The sequence below is a fragment of the Ramlibacter sp. WS9 genome, assembly GCF_003797765.1.
Taxonomy (GTDB): Bacteria; Pseudomonadota; Gammaproteobacteria; order Burkholderiales; family Burkholderiaceae_C; genus Ramlibacter.
This window is the reverse complement of record NZ_RKMB01000012.1, coordinates 84,300-101,572: the sequence shown is the minus strand read 5'-3', so window position 1 is coordinate 101,572 and position 17,273 is coordinate 84,300. Positions and strand designations below refer to the sequence as shown.

The window sequence follows — 17,273 nt, the reverse complement described above, 5'->3', positions numbered from 1 at the left end:
CATTGGTCATTGAAGCGCAGCGATGTCATTTGTCATGCGTCCGGCCCTCGAAGCCGCGCTCCTGCGCGAACCACTGCAGCACCGGCACCGTGCCGGGCAGCACCGGCTCCACTTTCACCGGCAAGGACTCCCAGGCGTACGACTGACCCTCGTGCATGTGCAACTCGCCGGTCCACTCGTAGACCTTGCAGAAGTTGAGGCGCACCAAAGCATGCGGGTAGTCGACACGTTCGATGCGCCACGGGTGGACCGCACCTATCGTGACGCCGATCTCTTCGATCAGTTCGCGCCGCAGGGCCTGCTCCACGGTTTCCCCGGCTTCGACCTTGCCGCCCGGGAATTCCCAATAGCCTTCATAGACCTTGCCCGGCGGCCGCGACGTGAGCAGGAAGGCGCCGTCCGGGCGGAGCAACACGCCCACAGCCACTTCGACTTCCTTGCGGTCGGGGCCGCCCTCACGGGGTCGGTCACCATGGGCGACCAAGGGCTTCGAATCAACGCCGCTCATGCGGGGTGGCGGCCAGCATAGTCGCGGGCGAACTGGTAGGCCACGCGGCCGCTGCGCGAGCCGCGCTCCAGCGCCCACACCAGCGCCTCGGGCCGGGCTGCGGAGATCGCCTCGGCCTTCACGCCGAACCAGGCCAGCCACTGCGCCGTGATGGCCAGGTACTCGTCCTGATTGAACGGGTAGAAGCTCACCCACAGGCCGAAGCGCTCGGACAGCGAGATCTTTTCTTCGATCACCTCGCCCGGGTGCACCTCGCCGTCTTCGGTGTGCGTGTAGCTGAGGTTCTCCTTCATGTACTCGGGCAGCAGGTGGCGCCGGTTGCTGGTCGCATAGATCAGCACGTTGGGCGTCGCCGCCGCCACCGAGCCGTCGAGGATGGACTTGAGCGCCTTGTAGCCCGGCTCGCCCTCCTCGAAGCTCAGGTCGTCGCAGAACACGATGAACTTCTCGGCCAGCGGCGCGACCACGTCCACGATGTCGGGCAGGTCCACCAGGTCGGCCTTGTCGACCTCGATCAGCCGCAGGCCCTGCGGCGCGTATTCGTTCAGGCAGGCCTTGATCAGCGACGACTTGCCGGTGCCGCGCGCGCCCGTCAGCAGCACGTTGTTGGCCGGCTGGCCCTGCACGAACTGCAGCGTGTTGCGCTGGATCTTTTCCTTCTGGACGTCGATTTCTTTCAAGTCCGCGAGGCGGATGGCGCCGACGTGGCGCACCGGCTCCAGCGCGCCGTGGCCGGACGAACGCTTGCGGTATCGCCACGCGGTCGACAGCGTCCAGTCGGGGGCCGACAGAGGTTGCGGCAGGATCGCTTCGATCCTCGAAAGCAGCTGCCCAGCCCGCTCGATCAACTGCTCAAACTTTTCGTTCATGACCTGTAATCAGCATTGATGCTCACGTAGTCGTGGCTGAAGTCGCAGGTCCAGACCGTGTCGGCGGCATTGCCGCGGCCCAGGCCCACCCGCACCGTGATCTCGCTTTGCTTCATCACGCGCTGGCCGTCCTCTTCGCGGTACGCCGGGTTTCGCCCGCCGTTCACGGCGACGTGCACGTCGTCCAGGTGCAGGTCGATCTTCGTCTGGTCGAGGTCGTCAATGCCCGCATAGCCGACCGCCGCCAGGATTCGGCCCAGGTTGGGGTCGCTGGCGAAGAACGCAGTCTTCACCAATGGCGAGTGCGCGATGGCGTAGGCCACCTTGCGGCATTCCTCGCCGGTCTGGCCGCCTTCCACGCGCACCGTGATGAACTTGGTCGCGCCCTCGCCGTCGCGCACGATGGCTTGCGCGAGCAGCCGCGCCACGTCGGTCATGGCGGCCTTCAAGGCCTTGCCGGCGGCGCTGTCCAACGACGTGATGGGCGCATGCGCCGCCTTGTTACTGGCGATCACCACGAACGAGTCATTGGTCGAGGTGTCGCCGTCGACCGTCACGCGGTTGAACGAGCCCTCGGCCAGTTCCAGCGCGAGTTGCTTCATCACACCCGCGTCGACCTTGGCATCGGTGGCCATGAAGCCGAGCATCGTCGCCATGTTCGGGCGGATCATGCCGGCGCCCTTGCTGATGCCGGTGATGGACACAGTGACGCCGTCGATCGCGACCTGCCGGCTGAACGCCTTGGGTACGGTGTCGGTGGTCATGATGCCTTCGGCGGCGCGCAGCCAGTTGTCGGCTTTCGCATCGGCCAGCGCGGCCGGCAAGCCCGCCTCGATGCGATCCACCGGCAGCGGCTCCATGATGACGCCGGTGGAAAACGGCAGCACCTGCTCAGGCGCGATGTCGAGCTTCTGCGCCAGTGCGACGCAGCTCCTCTTCGTGCGCACCAATCCGTCCTGCCCCGTGCCTGCGTTGGCGTTGCCCGTGTTGATGACCATGGCGCGAATGCCGCCGCGCCCGGCCGACTGCTCCAGGTGCTCGCGGCATACCTGCACCGGCGCGGCGCAGAAACGGTTCTGGGTGAACACTCCCGCGACCGAAGCACCTTCGTCGATCAGCACGACCGTCAGGTCCTTGCGGTTGGCCTTGCGGATGCCGGCTTCGGCGATGCCGATGCGCACGCCGGGCACGGGATGAAGTTCGCCGGCCTGCGGCGCGGACAGATTGACAGCCATGGCTCTTGCTCTTGTTACGAGTGAAGAAAAGTCTATTTTCGCGCACGCCATTCGGGGGCCACCGCGGAACCGGCTTCGCCGGGCCGCCGGTGGCGCCCCCTGAGGGGGAGGCGGCCACAGGCCGCTGCGGGGGGGAGCTTCATCCTAACGCTGGCGCCACGGCAGCCCGAGCATGCGCCATCCGCCGCGCTTGCCGCGCTGCGCGTTTTCGTCGGGATCGCCCTCGAAGCCTTCGAGGACGTTGTACGCCTCGATGCCCAATTCGGTCGCGCGCCGGGCGGCGGCGATGGAACGCACGCCGCTGCGGCACAGCAGCAGCGCCTTCTTGCCGGGCGGCACGGCCTCCTTCAGCCCTTTGTCGAAAGACGGGTTCGGCACCATGCCCGGCCACTGCTTCCACGCCAGCGATACCGCGCCCGGCACGAAGCCGACCCATTCGCGCTCGGCGTCGCTGCGGATGTCGACCAGCACCGCGCCGTCTTGCCACCAGTCGTAGGCGAGTTGGGGCGGGACGTCGCCGGCATAGCCTTGCGCCGGCCGGGCGGCCAGCGGGTCGCCGGCCAGTGCCGCGGTCCGTGGCGCTTCCGCATCCTGGCGCAGGCCCGAACTCTGGTTGGCCGGCACGGCTTCATCGATGCGGCGGGGTTTGGGCAGGTTCAATTCAGTCATGACAATCACGAATTCTGCCAGCGTCTTTCCGGCCACACGGGCGTTGCCGGTTTTCTCGGCGCCAATGGTCGAATGGCTGCGGCCGTTGTAGTCGTGGCCCGGCCAGACGATGGTGGCGTCGGGCAACGCGAACAGCACTTCGGTGATGCTGCGGTACAGCGCCGCGGCGCTGCCCGATTGGAAGTCCGTGCGGCCGCAGCCGTTGATGAGAAGCGTGTCGCCGGTGAAGGCGTGGCCGCGCCAGAGGTAGCTCATGCTGCCGGCCGTGTGCCCGGGCGTGTGCAAGGCCTTCAGCTCCTCGGCGCCGAAGCGCAGCACGTCACCATCCTTCAGCTGCACCGCGGCCGTTCCGATGCCGCAGCCCTCCGGCGCCGCCGTGCGCGCGCCCGTGTGTTCGGCCAGCAAGCCGGCGCTGGTGATGTGGTCGGCATGGGTGTGCGTCTCCAGCGTCCATGCCAGCTTGAGCCCGAGCTCGCGCAGCGCCGCCAGGTCGCGCGCCAGTTGCTCGTCGACCGGGTCGATGATCAGCGCTTCACGCGTGCCCTCGTCGGCCAGCACATAGGTGTAGGTGCTGGAGGCCGGGTCGAACAGCTGGATCGGTTGCATGACGGCATTGTGCAACGCCGTGGGCTCAGCACCGGGTAACGGTGGAAAAGCGGCCGAGCCACGCGGCGATGTACATCTGGCCAGGGCTCACCCTTTGGCTGCCGAAATACCTGCGCGGTTGACGAGCGGTTGACGTTTACGTAAACGTCAAGTAAGGTAGGGGTCCAGAATAGCTGAACCCTGGGGCTCTGTGGCCTCGGGCCGGAGACGTTTTCATGACCGACCTGTCCGCCGAATTCAAGGCGCTCGCCAACTACCGCCCCACGCACAAGGTTCGCTTCGTCACGGCCGCCAGCCTGTTCGACGGGCACGACGCCGCCATCAACATCATGCGGCGCATCCTGCAGGGCATGGGCGCCGAGGTGATCCACCTGGGCCACAACCGCAGCGTCGACGACGTCGTCACCGCTGCGCTGCAGGAAGACGTGCAGGGCATCGCCATCAGCTCCTACCAGGGCGGGCACGTCGAGTACTTCAAATACATGGTCGATCTGCTCAAGGCCCGCGGCGGCGCCCACATCCAGGTGTTCGGCGGCGGCGGCGGCGTGATCGTGCCGCCCGAGATCCGCGAGCTGCAGGCCTATGGCGTCAGCCGCATCTACAGCCCGGAAGACGGCCAGCGCATGGGCCTGGCCGGGATGATCGGCGAGATGGTGATGCGCTGCGACAAGGACATCACGCAGTACGCGCCCAAGGATGCCAAGGCCATCGAGGGCCATGGCGAGATGAACTGGCGCGCCCTTGCGCAACTCATCACCGCGCTGGAGAACGGCAAGGCCGACGGCACGCTGATGGACGGCGTCAAGGCGGCGGCGCAAGGCAAGAAGATCCCCGTGCTCGGCATCACCGGCACTGGCGGCGCCGGCAAGTCATCGCTCACCGACGAATTGATCCGCCGCCTGCGGCTGGACCAGGGCGACAGCCTGCGCGTCGCCATCATTTCCATCGACCCGTCGCGCCGCAAGAGCGGCGGCGCGCTGCTGGGCGACCGCATCCGCATGAACGCCATCGGCCCGTGGAGCCAAGGGCCGCGCGTGTTCATGCGTTCGCTGGCCACGCGCGACTTCGGCAGCGAAATCTCGGCCGCCCTGCCCGACGTCATCTCGGCCTGCAAGGCCGCCGGCTTCGACCTGATCGTGGTGGAAACCTCCGGCATCGGCCAGGGCGACGCCGCCATCGTGCCGCTGGTCGACGTGCCGATGTATGTGATGACGCCGGAGTTCGGCGCCGCCAGCCAGCTCGAAAAGATCGACATGCTCGACTTCGCCGAGTTCATCGCGATCAACAAGTTCGACCGCAAGGGATCGCTCGATGCCCTGCGCGACGTGGCCAAGCAGGTGCAGCGCAACAAGGAAGCCTGGGGCAAGAAGCCCGATGAGATGCCGGTGTTCGGCACGATGGCGGCGCGCTTCAACGACGACGGCGTCACGGCGCTGTACCAGGCGCTCAAGCCTCGCCTGGCCGAACTCGGCTTGCAACTCAAGGAGGGTGAACTGCCCTTGGTCAACGCGCGCCACAGCACCAACCAGACACCCGTGGTGCCGGCCGCGCGCACGCGCTACCTGGCCGAGATCAGCGACACCGTGCGCGGCTACAAGAAGCGTGGCCGCGAACAGGCGAAGCTGGCGCGCGAAATCCAGCAGCTGAAGGAAGCGGCGCGGATGCTGAAGGTCGACAAGCCCGACCGCGCGCCCGCATCCGAAGCGGCGCTCGACCTCGCCGGCAAGCGCCTGGCTCTGATGGACCGGGATGCGCTGCAACTGCTCAAGCAATGGCCGGACATGCAGAAGGCTTACGCCGGTGACGAGTACGTGGTGAAGATCCGCGACAAGGAAATCCGTACGGCGCTCACCACCAAGTCGCTGTCCGGCACCACCATCCGCAAGGTCAGCCTGCCGCAGTACGAGGACCATGGCGAAATCTTGAAATGGCTGATGCTGGACAACGTGCCCGGCAGCTACCCCTACACCGCCGGCACCTTCGCCTTCAAGCGCGAGGGCGAGGACCCGACGCGCATGTTCGCCGGCGAAGGCGACGCCTTCCGCACCAACAAGCGCTTCAAGCTGCTGAGCTCGGGCATGCCGGCCAAGCGCCTATCCACGGCTTTCGATTCCGTCACGCTGTACGGCAACGACCCCGACCTGCGGCCCGACATCTACGGCAAGGTCGGCAACTCCGGCGTGTCCATCGCGACGCTGGAAGACATGGAGGTGCTGTATTCGGGCTTCGACCTGTGCAGCCCCACAACCTCCGTGTCGATGACCATCAACGGCCCGGCGCCGTCCATCCTGGCAATGTTCATGAACACCGCCATCGACCAGAACATCGAGAAGTTCAAGGCCGACAACGGCCGCGACCCGACCGATACCGAAGCCGCCAAGATCCGCGAATGGGTGCTGGCCAATGTGCGCGGCACGGTGCAGGCCGACATCCTGAAGGAAGACCAGGGCCAGAACACCTGCATCTTCTCCACCGAGTTCAGCCTCAAGGTGATGGGCGACATCGCCGAGTACTTCGTGCACCACAACGTGCGCAACTTCTACTCGGTGTCGATCTCCGGTTACCACATCGCCGAAGCCGGCGCCAACCCGATCAGTCAGCTGGCCTTCACGCTGTCCAACGGCTTCACGTTCGTCGAGGCGTATCTGGCGCGCGGCATGCACATCGACGACTTCGCGCCCAACCTGTCGTTCTTCTTCTCCAACGGCATGGACCCGGAGTACACCGTGATGGGACGCGTCGCGCGCCGCATCTGGGCCGTGGCGATGAAAGAGAAGTACGGCGCCAACGAGCGCAGCCAAAAGCTCAAATACCACATCCAGACGTCGGGCCGCAGCCTGCACGCGCAGGAAATCCAGTTCAACGACATCCGCACCACGCTACAGGCGCTGATCGCGATCTACGACAACTGCAACTCGCTGCACACCAACGCTTTCGACGAGGCGATCACCACGCCGACTGAGGAGTCCGTGCGCCGCGCCATGGCGATCCAGCTCATCATCAACCGCGAGTGGGGCCTGGCGAAGAACGAGAACCCGAACCAGGGCGCCTTCATCATTGAAGAGCTAACCGAGCTGGTGGAAGAGGCCGTGCTGGCCGAGTTCGAGCGCATCGCCGAGCGCGGCGGTGTGCTGGGTGCGATGGAGACAGGCTACCAGCGTGGTCGCATCCAGGACGAGTCCATGCACTACGAGATGCTCAAGCACACCGGCGAGCTGCCCATCGTCGGCGTCAACACTTTCCGCAACCCGCACGGCGACCAGGTGCAGGACAAGCTGGAACTCGCCCGTTCCACAGACGATGAAAAGCAGAACCAGCTCAAGCGCCTGCAGGACTTCCACGCGCGCAATGCGAAACAGGCACCCGCCATGCTCAAGCGGCTGCAGCAAGCGGTGATCGACAACCGCAACGTGTTCGAAGTGCTGATGGACGCGGTGCGCGTGTGCTCGCTGGGCCAGATCACCAATGCGCTGTTCGAAGTCGGCGGCCAATACCGCCGCAATATGTAGGGCATCCGGACAGTCAGCCTTCTGACAGCCACGCCGCCGGCCCGTGCACGCTATCTTTTGGATAGCGATACTGCCAATGAAATAGCGGATTTCCGGGGCCCAAAAGGAATGCCCCGGGTTCGCGATCACGCAAAACTACCTAAGGCATTACCCGCTATCGCACTGCAACACGGCTCCCTAGCATTCGCCATCCCATCGCGAGCCTCATGGCCCGCGTCCCCGTATCAACAGGAGGCGACTTGGCAGCTGAGTTCATTCTCGAGACGAAAGGCCTGACCAAGGAGTTCAAGGGTTTCGTCGCCGTGAACAACGTGGACCTCAAGGTCCGGCGCGGCCACATCCACGCGCTGATCGGCCCCAATGGCGCGGGCAAGACCACCTTCTTCAACCTGCTGACCAAGTTCCTGCCGCCCACGCGCGGCACGATCACTTACCACGGCGTCGACATCACCAACGAGAAGCCGGCGCAAACGGCACGGCGCGGCATCGTGCGCTCGTTCCAGATCTCGGCGGTGTTCCCGCACATGACGGTGCTGGAGAACGTGCGCGCCGCCCTGCAGCGCAACCTGGGCACCTCGTTCCATTTCTGGAAACCCGAGCAGTCGCTGTTCCACCTGCACCAGCGCGCGCAGGAACTGCTGGCCGAAGTGGACCTGCAAGACTTCGCCCAGGAGCTCACCGTCAATCTTCCCTACGGCCGCAAGCGCGCGCTGGAGCTGGCCACCACCATGGCGCTGGAACCCGACCTGATGCTGCTCGACGAGCCCACCCAGGGCATGGGCCACGAGGACGTGCACCGCGTGACCGAGCTGATCAAGAAGGTCTCCACCGGCCGCACCATCTTGATGGTGGAGCACAACATGAACGTGGTGTCGTCCATCGCCGACCGCATCACGGTCTTGCAGCGCGGCGCCATCATCGCCGACGGCCCCTACGCCGAAGTCTCGGCCAACCCGCTGGTGATCGAGGCCTACATGGGCACGACCGACGCAGCACTGCAAGGAGCGCATTAATGACCCCCACGCTTCTCACTTCGTGTAGTGCGCTGCCCCCCGAGGGGGCCCAGGCCCGCCTAGGGGCGGCCCGTCGGAGGCCTGAGTGATGGCCAAAGAACTCCTCAAGATCGAAGGCCTGAACGCCTGGTACGGCGAATCGCACATCCTGCATGGTGTGGACCTGACGGTGAACGAGGGCGAGGTGGTCTGCCTGCTGGGCCGCAACGGCGCCGGCCGCACCACCACCATGCGCGCCATCGTCGGCCTGACCGGCGCGCGCAAAGGGTCGATCAAGATCAATGGCGAAGAAGCGATCAAGCTGCCGCCGCACAAGGTGGCGCGCCTGGGCGTGGGCTACTGCCCCGAAGAGCGCGGCATCTTCGCCAGCCTGTCGGCCGAAGAGAATTTGATGCTGCCTCCGGTGATCGCCACGGGCGGCATGAGCGTTGGGGAAATTTACGAGATGTTCCCTAACCTGAAGGAGCGTGCCGGCAGCCCCGGCACGCGTCTTTCGGGCGGCGAGCAGCAGATGCTGGCCGTGGCCCGCATCCTGCGCACCGGCGCGCGCCTGCTGCTGCTGGACGAAATCTCCGAAGGCCTGGCCCCGGTGATCGTGCAGAAGCTCGCCGAAATGATCCGCACGCTCAAGGCCAAGGGCTACACCGTGGTGCTGGTCGAACAGAACTTCCGCTTCGCCGCGCCGCTGGCCGATCGCTTCTACGTGATGGAGCACGGCCGCATCGTCAAGCAGTTCGCGCAGCGCGAGCTGGCCGACAACATGGCGATGCTGCAGGAGTTCCTCGGCGTGTAGGTGCCCTTCCCTCGACCGACCCCTTTTATCCAGGAGACCGCAATGAAACTCAAGACACTCGCCCTCGCAATGGCCGTTGGCCTCGGCACCGTGAGCGCCTTCGCCCAAAGCAACTCGGGGCCCGTGAAGATCGGCTTCATCACCGACATGTCCAGCCTGTACGCCGACATCGACGGCCCGGCCGGCGGCGAGATGATCAAGTGGGCCGCGCAGGACTTCGGCGGCAAGGTGCTGGGCCGCGACATCCAGGTGATGACGGCCGACCACCAGAACAAGGCCGACGTCGCCAGCTCCAAGGCACGCGAGTGGATCGACAAGGACAACCTGTCGCTGCTGATCGGCGGTACCAGCTCGGGCACCGCCATCGCCATGTCCAAGGTGGCGGCCGAGAAGAAGCGCCCGTTCATGGTCGTCGGCGCCGGATCGGCCCGCCTGACCAACGAGGACTGCACGCCCTACACGGTTCACTACGCCTACGACACGGTGGCTCTGGCCAAAGTGGCAGGCAACGCGCTGGTGAAGGCCGGCAACAAGAACTGGTACTTCCTGACGGCCGACTATGCGTTCGGCTACTCGCTCGAAGGCGACGCCTCCACCGTGGTCAAGGCCAACGGCGGCACCGTGGTGGGCGCGGTGCGCCACCCGCTGAACGCGTCGGATTTCTCGTCCTTCCTGCTGCAGGCGCAGTCGAGCAAGGCGCAGATCCTGGGCCTGGCCAACGCCGGCGGCGACTTCACAAACGCGATGAAGGCCGCCAAGGAATTCGGCATCAACAAGACCATGAAGATCGCCGGTCTGCTGGTGTTCATCAACGACGTGCACAGCCTGGGCCTCGCCAACACCGAAGGCCTGCAGCTGGCCGACAGCTGGTACTGGAACCAGGACGACGCCTCGCGCAAGTTCGCGCAGCGCTTCTTCGAGAAGTACAAGCGCATGCCTTCGAGCCTGCAGGCCGCCGACTACTCGGCCGCGCTGACGTACCTGAAGGCCGTGAAGGCAGCAGGCACGACCGACGCCGACAAAGTGATGGCCGAGATGAAGAAGACGCCGGTGAGCGACTTCTACAACAAGGGCCAGATCCGCGCCGACGGCCGCATGATCCACGACATGTACCTGTTCCAGGTCAAGGGCCAGAAGGAATCGAGCACGCCGTGGGACTACTACAAGCAGGTCTCGAAGGTGCCGGGCGACCAGGCGTTCACGACGATCGCCGAGTCGAAGTGCGCTTTGGTGAAGAAGTAATTTAGGGCTCTTGCCCCTCACCCCAGCCCTCTCCCCAGCGGGGAGAGGGAGCAACGCAGGCGACTGACGAACCCATGGAAATTTTCGGCATCCCCCACCAGGCATTCCTGGGCCAGCTCATGCTGGGCCTGGTGAACGGCGCGTTCTACGCAATGCTCAGCCTCGGGCTGGCCGTGATCTTCGGCCTGCTGGACATCGTCAACTTCGCGCATGGCGCGCTGTACATGCTGGGCGCGTTCGCCGCCTGGATCATGCTGGATAAGTTCGGCATCAATTTCTGGCTGGCGCTGATCCTCGCGCCACTCATCGTCGGTGCGCTGGGGGTGGCGATCGAGCGCTCGATGCTCAAGCACCTTTACGGGCTTGATCCGCTATATGGCCTGCTGCTGACTTTCGGCCTGTCGCTGATCTTCGAAGGCGTGTTCCGCGACCAATACGGTGTATCGGGACAAAACTACCCGGTGCCGGAGCTGCTGTCCGGCGCCACCAACCTGGGCTTCATGGTCCTTCCCAACTACCGCGCCTTCGTGGTCGTGGCCTCGCTGGTCGTCTGCCTGGGCACCTGGTTCCTGATCGAGCGCACCCGGCTCGGCGCCTACCTGCGTGCCGGCACCGAGAACGCCAAGCTGGTCCAGGCCTTCGGCGTCAACGTCCCGATGATGGTGATGCTGACCTACGGCGCCGGCGCCGGCCTGGCCGCGCTGGCCGGCGTGCTGGCCGCACCCATCATCCAGGTCAACCCGTTGATGGGCTCCAACCTGATCATCGTCGTCTTCGCCGTGGTGGTGATCGGCGGCATGGGCTCGATCCTGGGCTCGGTCGTCACCGGCCTGGGGCTGGGCGTCGTCGAGGGCATGACACGCGTGTTCTACCCGGAAGCCTCCAGTGTCGTGGTCTTCGTCGTGATGGTGATCGTGCTGATCCTGCGTCCGGCGGGCCTGTTCGGCAAGGAGGCATGAACAGCATGAACAAAATGACCAACGACAACAAGCTGATCCGCATCACGTACATCGCCCTGCTGGCGCTGGCGCTCATCGCGCCGCTGATGGGCCTGTACCCGGTGTTCGTGATGAAGCTGCTGTGCTTCGGCCTGTTCGCCTGCGCCTTCAACCTGCTGCTGGGCTTCACCGGCCTGCTCTCGTTCGGCCACGCGGCGTTCTTCGGCTCCTCGGCCTACGTCACCGGCTACTTCATCAAGGCGCAAGGCATGTCGCCGGAACTGGCCATCATCGCCGGCGTCATCGTCGCGGCTTTCCTGGGCCTGGTGTTCGGCCTGGTGGCGATCCGCCGCCAGGGCATCTATTTCGCCATGATCACGCTGGCGCTGGCGCAGATGGTCTACTTCATCTGCCTGCAGGCCTCGTTCACCGGCGGCGAGGACGGCCTCCAGGGCGTCCCGCGCGGCGCGCTCTTCGGCGTGCTCGACCTGGGGTCCGACACCACGATGTACTACGTGGTCGTCGCGATCTTCATCGGCTGCTTCCTGGGCATCTCGCGCATCGTGACCTCGCCCTATGGCCAGGTGCTCAAGATGATCCGCGAGAACGAGCCTCGCGCCATCTCCCTGGGTTACGAGGTGGACAAGTACAAGCTGCTGGCCTTCGTGCTGTCCGCGGGCCTGGCCGGCCTGGCGGGCTCGCTCAAGACGCTGGTGATGGGCTTCGCCACGCTGTCGGACGTGCACTGGACGATGTCGGGAGAAGTCATTCTCATGAGCCTGCTGGGCGGCGTGGGTACGTTCTTCGGCCCGGTGCTGGGCGCCGGCATCGTGATTTCGCTGCAGAACCTGCTGGCCGACAAGGTCGGCAGCTGGGTCACCGTGATCATCGGCGCGATCTTCGTGGTGTGCGTGCTGGCCTTCCGCAAGGGCGTGGTCGGTGAGTTGCGCGCGTGGATGGAGCGGCGCCGCGCGCGGGCCTGACCTGAATCCTAGCTACTCCTCGGCGCGGCGCCAGACAGCCGCCAGCGCCTTGAACTTCTGCCAGGCCGAGAGCCGCTCGTCCGACAGCGCGTCGAGGAAGTCGGACAGTCCCTTGGACTTGGTCATGGTGTAGAAGGTCAGGAAGATCGTGGGGATGAAGACCGCCGCGAAGTAGAACAACTTCTTCGCCGGCGGCGCATCAGCCTCGGCGATGAGATTCATCCCCAGGAAGCCCGTCGTCACGGTGCCGATCAATCCGAAGATCGTGACCACGGTCAGCCGCACCACGGTGTTGGCCTGCCTGCGCAGGCTGTCGGCGTCCAGGTAGCTGTTCATGTCCTTGATGCGCTCCTTCACTTCGGCGTAGAGCGGCTCGAGTTCGAGGTTCTGTTCGCACATGTGCCACAGCGCCTTGACGTGCGACTGCTGCGAGATCTCGTGGAACCAGTAGCGGTGCGTGAAGCGCAGGAAGCCGGCGAAGCTCTCGCGGATGGAGCGCTTGAAGCGGCGGATGCTGGGCGGGTCGGCGATGTCCAGCCGCATCAGGGCTTCGGCCAGCCGGTCCGAGAACATCAGCAGCGCGGCCTTCTGAAAGTGCGCGATCAGGAACAGCAGGAAATGCTGGTGGCGGAACTGCGCCAGCACGCCGCGGTCACGGCAGCTGAAGAACTGTGAATGCGCCTGGCCCACGACGACCAGCGCATGCCCGCTGCACAGGTAGCGCGTGTTCGGCGCGGCGCCGCTGTCCTCCCAGAAGCGGTCATAGCAAAAGCGCTGCTCGAAGTCCTGCAGGTGCTGCGCGTGCGGCATTGCCGCCGGGCCGGCTTCGCCCACGCCGGTGATCAGGCACAGCCGCGCGAAGTCGGCACGGCTCAGCGTCCGCGGGTCGTCCAGCGCCAGGTAGCCCATGAGCGGCATGCGGTAGTACTCGATCTGGCGAAAGCGCAGCAGCCCGGGTTCGCTCGAGTGGTCGCTGACGAGGGGTTGCAGCATGAAGGCCCAATGCGCCGACACCCGCGGCGCCCGGTGCTCGCACACGTGGGCGAGGAACAGCTCGCGCTGCTGCGCGTCCGAGCGCGCCAGCACCTGCCCATCCGCGCCCAGCCATTCGACGCTGGCCATGCAGTGTTGGGGCTGGCCGTCTTCGTCCCAGCCGCCGGGGTAGGCGCGGCCGAAGCGGTACAACAGCTCCTGCGCCTGCGGCAACGAAATCTCGCTGGCGCTGACCTCCAGGTTCAGCAGGACCAGGTCGACGTCGAAGAAAAAGTAGAGGTCGGCATGGACGATGTCGAGCGTCAGCGGCTCGTCGCCGGGCTTCGCCGCCATGCGCACGCGCGCGATGTCGTGGCGCCTGAAGACGCGCATCGGCGAGCCGGTTTCACGCCCTCCGTCCTGGCGCCGCGAACGCCCTTCCCCGTAGAGGAAGCGCTGGACATAGGGCAGGAAGGCGGTGAACTCGTGGTAATGCCGCTCATGGAAGCTGCCGCCGTCGCCGGTGTATTCGTCCACGACCTCGCGCCAGGGCGAGCTGTCGCCCATGTCGCGCAGGATCTGCCAAGGGGCCTTGCGGTTGCCCGCAACAGGCATCAGCCGCAGGGGCCACAGCAGCGCCTGCCTCAGGTGCCGCACCGCGGGCGGCGATGCCGATGCGGGCTCGGTGCTCAGGGCCGCCTCCCAGTGGCCGTATACAGCTCGCTCGCCGGCACGATGCGGCCGTGCAGCGGCAAGATGCGATCCACGTTCAGCCGCAAGCGCTCGATGCTCTGCACCAGGTTGACGTTGTTGGCATTGGGCGGCGCAGGCGGCGCCGCGCCGGGGGCACCTGGCGTGTAGGCATCGGCCTCGATCAGGAGGCGCTCCGCGGGCAGCCACACCATCATGAATCCTTGCGCATGGATGCTGTCCTCGATCATGAAGACCTCCACCGTGCGCGAGCCATCGCTGAAAGTGCGCTGCGTGTTGACGCCGGTCACGGCCACCTTGGCGCCCGATTTGGCGAGCGCATCGGGGCTGACGCTGTTGGCCCGCGCCATCGTGCGCTCGTACCAGGGCCGCGCCTGTTCGCTCACCACCAGCGTCGCGCCTTCGGCGGCGGCGGCGCGCAGGCCACCCGAATGGTCGAAGTGATGGTGGGAGTTGATGGCATAGCGCACCGGCTTGCCCGGCACCAGCTTGCGCGCCTCGGCCAGGACGGCCTGGGCGCGGCCGTCGTACAGCGGGCTTTCCACCAGGATGAGGTGATCCTTCATCTCGATCAGCACGCTGTGGTGCGAGCCACCGGCCAGGTACCACACGCCCTCGGCCGCTTTCTCAGGAGCCACGCGCTCAGCGAATGAAGACACCAGCGCCGGCACTTCGATCCCGGCGGGTACATTCGGCTCGACTTCCTTCACCGCGATGTCGAGCACCGGGAAACCGCCTTGCTCTTGCTGGATGCGTGACGGGAAGCGCACGCCCGCGAAATCGCGGTAGCCCGAGTACAAGGTGATGGTGGGTGTGTCACCCATGACCGGGTTGGGCTGGACTGAATCGATACGCTCGACGAAGCCGTCCGCGGTGATCCAGGCCGATGCGCTGAACCGCCCGGGTTCGTTGAACGAGACGATTCGCTTGCCGCCTTCCGTGCGCAAGGTCGCTGTCGCATTTCGCATGCCGGCCTTCAGAACGCCGTGGGGACTCGTCCACAGGTCGTGCGTGCGCCCGGACAGCGCCACCGGCGACGCGACTGGCGCCGGGCCGGTGAGATTCCAGGCATGTTCGCCACGCACCAACGCGGTTGCGCGTTGCTCGCCCGCCAACGGAAGGCCACTGCCCCCGGTGGTTTCGGCCCGGCTGCGCGCCGCATCTTCGCGCATGGCACCGGTCTCGTAGTCGATCACGCGAGAAAACGAAGTGATGTTGACGCGCGGCCAAGCCATGCCCGGCTGATACGCCTGGCCGAAACTGGCGCCCGTGCCGCTGCCGGCGTAGCGCAGCGACTTGAGGGTGGTGCCGCCCATGGCCCGGTCGGCCTCGCGCAGCACTGCGTGCGCTTCGTTGCCGGGCGTTGCGCAGGAAGCCAGCAGCGACAACGCCGCTCCCGCCATCGTCAATGTCCGCAGAACGTGTGGCCATGTCATGGGTTTTCCTTGTGTGGATGAGCCGGGACGGCCGCCGCACATCCTAGCCTCTGCGGCGGCCGGTGTCATCCAGGTGATTGGCCGGCGGGCGGCGCGGCGCTAACCTGCGGCATCACCACCCAAGGAACCGCCCATGAACGACCTCTTTTCCCTCAAGGGCCGCACCGCCCTCATCACCGGCGGCTCGCGCGGCATCGGCCGCATGATCGCCCGCGGCTTCCTGACCCAGGGTGCGCGCGTCTACATCTCGTCGCGCAAGGCCGCCGCCTGCGACGACACGGTCAAGGAGCTGTCGGCGCTCGGCCCCTGCGTCTCGCTGCCGGCCGACGTGTCGACGGTCGACGGCGCCAAGGCGCTGGCCGCGGCCTACGGCGCCAGGGAAGACAGCCTGGACATCCTGGTCAACAACGCGGGTGCGGCCTGGGGCGAATCCTTCGACACCTTCCCGGAAAAGGGCTGGGACAAGGTGATGGACCTGAACGTCAAGTCACCGTTCTTCCTGACCCAGGCGCTGTACGAGCAGTTGCGCAAGGGCGGCAAGGGCAAGCCCGCCAAGGTGATCAACATCGCGTCGATCGACGGCGTGTCTGTCAACCCGCAGGAAACCTATTCATATGCCGCCAGCAAGGCCGGCCTCATCCACCTGACCAAGCGCATGTCGCTACGGCTGGTGAAGGACAACATCGTGGTCAGCGGCATCGCGCCCGGCGCATTCGCGTCCGACATGAACCGCGACGCGCGCGACCACGGCGACGAAGTGGCGCAGCGCATCCCGGCCGGCCGCATCGGCACGGACGAGGACATGGCCGGCGTCGCGATCTACCTCGCTTCGCGGGCCGGTGACTATGTGGTGGGAGAGACCATCGTGGTGGATGGCGGCGTGACGCTGGCGCGCGGCTAGAGCGTGTAGTTCTGCGGCCCGCGGCTGGCGATCTTGGTCGCGCCGACGCGGTTGCCCAGTTCGGCGCACTTCGCGAGAGACCAGCCTTGCTCCAGTCCGTGGAGCAGCGCGCCGCGCCAGGCATCGCCGCAACCCGTGGGATCGACAATCGAAGCCGCCTTCACGGGCGGGACGATCGTTTTCTCCCCGCCGATCCAGACTTCGCACCCCTCGCCGCCCAGTGTGACGACCAAGCCCTGGACGCGTTTGGAAATTTCCGCGCTGCTCCAACCTGTGCGGTCGCTCAGCATCTTGCCTTCGTAGTCGTTCACCGTCACCCAGGTCGCCTGGTCGATGAAATTGGCGAGCTCCGGCCCGTCGAACATCGGCAGGCCCTGGCCCGGGTCGAACACGAACGGGATGCCGGCGGCCTTGAACTGCTGCGCATGCTGCAGCATTGCGTCGCGGCCGTCGGGCGAGATGATGCCCAGCTTGACGTCGGCGCGCGGCTCGATGCGCGTGATGTGGGCCTGCATCATCGCGCCCGGGTGGAACGCGGTGATCTGGTTGTTGTCGCGGTCCGTCATGATCATCGCCTGCGCGGTGTAGGTGTCATCCACCTGGCGCACGTACTGCGCATCGATGCCCAGCGTCTTCAGGCGCGCAAGGTAATCCGCCCCGTCGCTACCCACTGTCGCCATCGGCAGCGGGTTGCCGCCCAGGAGCTTGAGGCTGTAGGCGATGTTGCCGGCACATCCGCCGAAGTCGCGGCGCAGCGCCGGCACCAGGAACGACACGTTCAGGATGTGCAGCTGGTCGGGCAGGATCTGCTCGGCGAAGCGGCCCTCGAAAGTCATGATGGTGTCGAAGGCCAGGGAGCCGCAGATGATCGCTGCCATAAATTTTCTT

The 17,273-nt window shown here is 65.9% G+C and carries 14 protein-coding genes and 1 pseudogene; 7 read left to right on the top strand and 8 right to left on the bottom strand.

Annotated elements, in window-relative coordinates; genetic code table 11:
• Positions 1 to 25: 25 nt before the first annotated feature.
• From EEB15_RS18460 to EEB15_RS34640, 5 genes and pseudogenes are all read right to left on the bottom strand, one after another.
• Positions 26 to 508: an NUDIX domain-containing protein gene (locus EEB15_RS18460; protein ID WP_141511344.1), complete on the bottom strand. Its 483-nt coding sequence runs from the start codon at positions 506 to 508 to the stop codon at positions 26 to 28.
• Entirely contained in the window at positions 505 to 1,377 is an 873-nt protein-coding gene (locus EEB15_RS18455; protein ID WP_141511343.1) for an ATP-binding protein, read from the bottom strand. Before EEB15_RS18455 ends, EEB15_RS18460 begins: the two co-directional genes overlap by 4 nt.
• Complete coding sequence (gene argJ, locus EEB15_RS18450) at positions 1,374 to 2,612, bottom strand: bifunctional glutamate N-acetyltransferase/amino-acid acetyltransferase ArgJ (protein WP_141511342.1); 1,239 nt, start codon at positions 2,610 to 2,612, stop codon at positions 1,374 to 1,376. The genes EEB15_RS18455 and argJ overlap by 4 nt, the downstream gene beginning before the upstream one ends.
• Positions 2,613 to 2,756: 144 nt before the next feature.
• Entirely contained in the window at positions 2,757 to 3,176 is a 420-nt protein-coding gene (locus EEB15_RS34645; RefSeq protein WP_370283714.1) for a rhodanese-like domain-containing protein, read from the bottom strand.
• A gap of 3 nt (positions 3,177 to 3,179) precedes the next feature.
• Positions 3,180 to 3,887, bottom strand: a pseudogene (locus EEB15_RS34640) (MBL fold metallo-hydrolase); the annotation flags it as partial.
• 215 nt (positions 3,888 to 4,102) lie between these two features.
• Between EEB15_RS34640 and icmF the strand changes: the two are divergent.
• The 6 genes from icmF (at position 4,103) to EEB15_RS18415 (ending at position 12,365) form a co-directional block, all read left to right on the top strand.
• Positions 4,103 to 7,396: a fused isobutyryl-CoA mutase/GTPase IcmF gene (gene icmF, locus EEB15_RS18440; RefSeq protein ID WP_141511340.1), complete on the top strand. Its 3,294-nt coding sequence runs from the start codon at positions 4,103 to 4,105 to the stop codon at positions 7,394 to 7,396.
• A gap of 239 nt (positions 7,397 to 7,635) precedes the next feature.
• A complete protein-coding gene (locus EEB15_RS18435; protein ID WP_141511339.1) occupies positions 7,636 to 8,409 on the top strand; it encodes an ABC transporter ATP-binding protein in 774 nt (257 codons plus the stop codon).
• A gap of 88 nt (positions 8,410 to 8,497) precedes the next feature.
• A complete protein-coding gene (locus tag EEB15_RS18430) occupies positions 8,498 to 9,202 on the top strand; it encodes an ABC transporter ATP-binding protein (RefSeq protein ID WP_141511338.1) in 705 nt (234 codons plus the stop codon).
• A gap of 42 nt (positions 9,203 to 9,244) precedes the next feature.
• Positions 9,245 to 10,444, top strand: coding sequence for an ABC transporter substrate-binding protein (locus EEB15_RS18425; protein WP_141511337.1), 1,200 nt, complete (start codon positions 9,245 to 9,247; stop codon positions 10,442 to 10,444).
• A 74-nt stretch (positions 10,445 to 10,518) separates the two neighbouring features.
• Entirely contained in the window at positions 10,519 to 11,403 is an 885-nt protein-coding gene (locus tag EEB15_RS18420; RefSeq protein WP_141511336.1) for a branched-chain amino acid ABC transporter permease, read from the top strand.
• A 5-nt stretch (positions 11,404 to 11,408) separates the two neighbouring features.
• Positions 11,409 to 12,365, top strand: a complete 957-nt coding sequence (locus tag EEB15_RS18415; RefSeq protein WP_370283698.1) for a branched-chain amino acid ABC transporter permease — start codon at positions 11,409 to 11,411, stop codon at positions 12,363 to 12,365.
• A gap of 12 nt (positions 12,366 to 12,377) precedes the next feature.
• On the opposite strand, the gene EEB15_RS18410 is transcribed toward EEB15_RS18415, so the two are convergent.
• Together EEB15_RS18410 and EEB15_RS18405 are read right to left on the bottom strand one after the other, a co-directional pair.
• On the bottom strand, positions 12,378 to 13,952 hold the full coding sequence (locus EEB15_RS18410) for a hypothetical protein (protein ID WP_233259543.1): 1,575 nt from the start codon (positions 13,950 to 13,952) through the stop codon (positions 12,378 to 12,380).
• A gap of 74 nt (positions 13,953 to 14,026) precedes the next feature.
• Positions 14,027 to 15,484 carry an MBL fold metallo-hydrolase gene (locus EEB15_RS18405; RefSeq protein WP_158290166.1) on the bottom strand — a complete coding sequence of 486 codons (1,458 nt, stop codon included), beginning with the start codon at positions 15,482 to 15,484 and terminating at the stop codon, positions 14,027 to 14,029.
• Positions 15,485 to 15,617: 133 nt separating this feature from the next.
• Here EEB15_RS18405 and EEB15_RS18400 point away from each other — a divergent pair, with 133 nt between their 5' ends.
• Complete coding sequence (locus EEB15_RS18400; protein ID WP_141511334.1) at positions 15,618 to 16,385, top strand: SDR family oxidoreductase; 768 nt, start codon at positions 15,618 to 15,620, stop codon at positions 16,383 to 16,385.
• On the opposite strand, the gene EEB15_RS18395 is transcribed toward EEB15_RS18400, so the two are convergent.
• On the bottom strand, positions 16,382 to 17,263 hold the full coding sequence (locus tag EEB15_RS18395; RefSeq protein ID WP_141511333.1) for a carbohydrate kinase family protein: 882 nt from the start codon (positions 17,261 to 17,263) through the stop codon (positions 16,382 to 16,384). The genes EEB15_RS18400 and EEB15_RS18395 overlap by 4 nt on opposite strands.
• Positions 17,264 to 17,273: the final 10 nt, after the last annotated feature.

What these genes read in the sequence shown, in the direction of transcription:
- EEB15_RS18410 (WP_233259543.1), bottom strand. Translation starts at nt 13,952, where the DNA reads ATGCCTGTTGCGGGCAACCGCAAGGCCCCTTGGCAGATCCTGCGCGAC.
- EEB15_RS18425 (WP_141511337.1), top strand. Translation starts at nt 9,245, where the DNA reads ATGAAACTCAAGACACTCGCCCTCGCAATGGCCGTTGGCCTCGGCACC.
- icmF (WP_141511340.1), top strand. Translation starts at nt 4,103, where the DNA reads ATGACCGACCTGTCCGCCGAATTCAAGGCGCTCGCCAACTACCGCCCC.
- EEB15_RS18415 (WP_370283698.1), top strand. Translation starts at nt 11,409, where the DNA reads ATGAACAAAATGACCAACGACAACAAGCTGATCCGCATCACGTACATC.
- EEB15_RS18460 (WP_141511344.1), bottom strand. Translation starts at nt 508, where the DNA reads ATGAGCGGCGTTGATTCGAAGCCCTTGGTCGCCCATGGTGACCGACCC.
- EEB15_RS18395 (WP_141511333.1), bottom strand. Translation starts at nt 17,263, where the DNA reads ATGGCAGCGATCATCTGCGGCTCCCTGGCCTTCGACACCATCATGACT.
- argJ (WP_141511342.1), bottom strand. Translation starts at nt 2,612, where the DNA reads ATGGCTGTCAATCTGTCCGCGCCGCAGGCCGGCGAACTTCATCCCGTG.
- EEB15_RS18405 (WP_158290166.1), bottom strand. Translation starts at nt 15,484, where the DNA reads ATGACATGGCCACACGTTCTGCGGACATTGACGATGGCGGGAGCGGCG.
- EEB15_RS18420 (WP_141511336.1), top strand. Translation starts at nt 10,519, where the DNA reads ATGGAAATTTTCGGCATCCCCCACCAGGCATTCCTGGGCCAGCTCATG.
- EEB15_RS18455 (WP_141511343.1), bottom strand. Translation starts at nt 1,377, where the DNA reads ATGAACGAAAAGTTTGAGCAGTTGATCGAGCGGGCTGGGCAGCTGCTT.
- EEB15_RS18430 (WP_141511338.1), top strand. Translation starts at nt 8,498, where the DNA reads ATGGCCAAAGAACTCCTCAAGATCGAAGGCCTGAACGCCTGGTACGGC.
- EEB15_RS18400 (WP_141511334.1), top strand. Translation starts at nt 15,618, where the DNA reads ATGAACGACCTCTTTTCCCTCAAGGGCCGCACCGCCCTCATCACCGGC.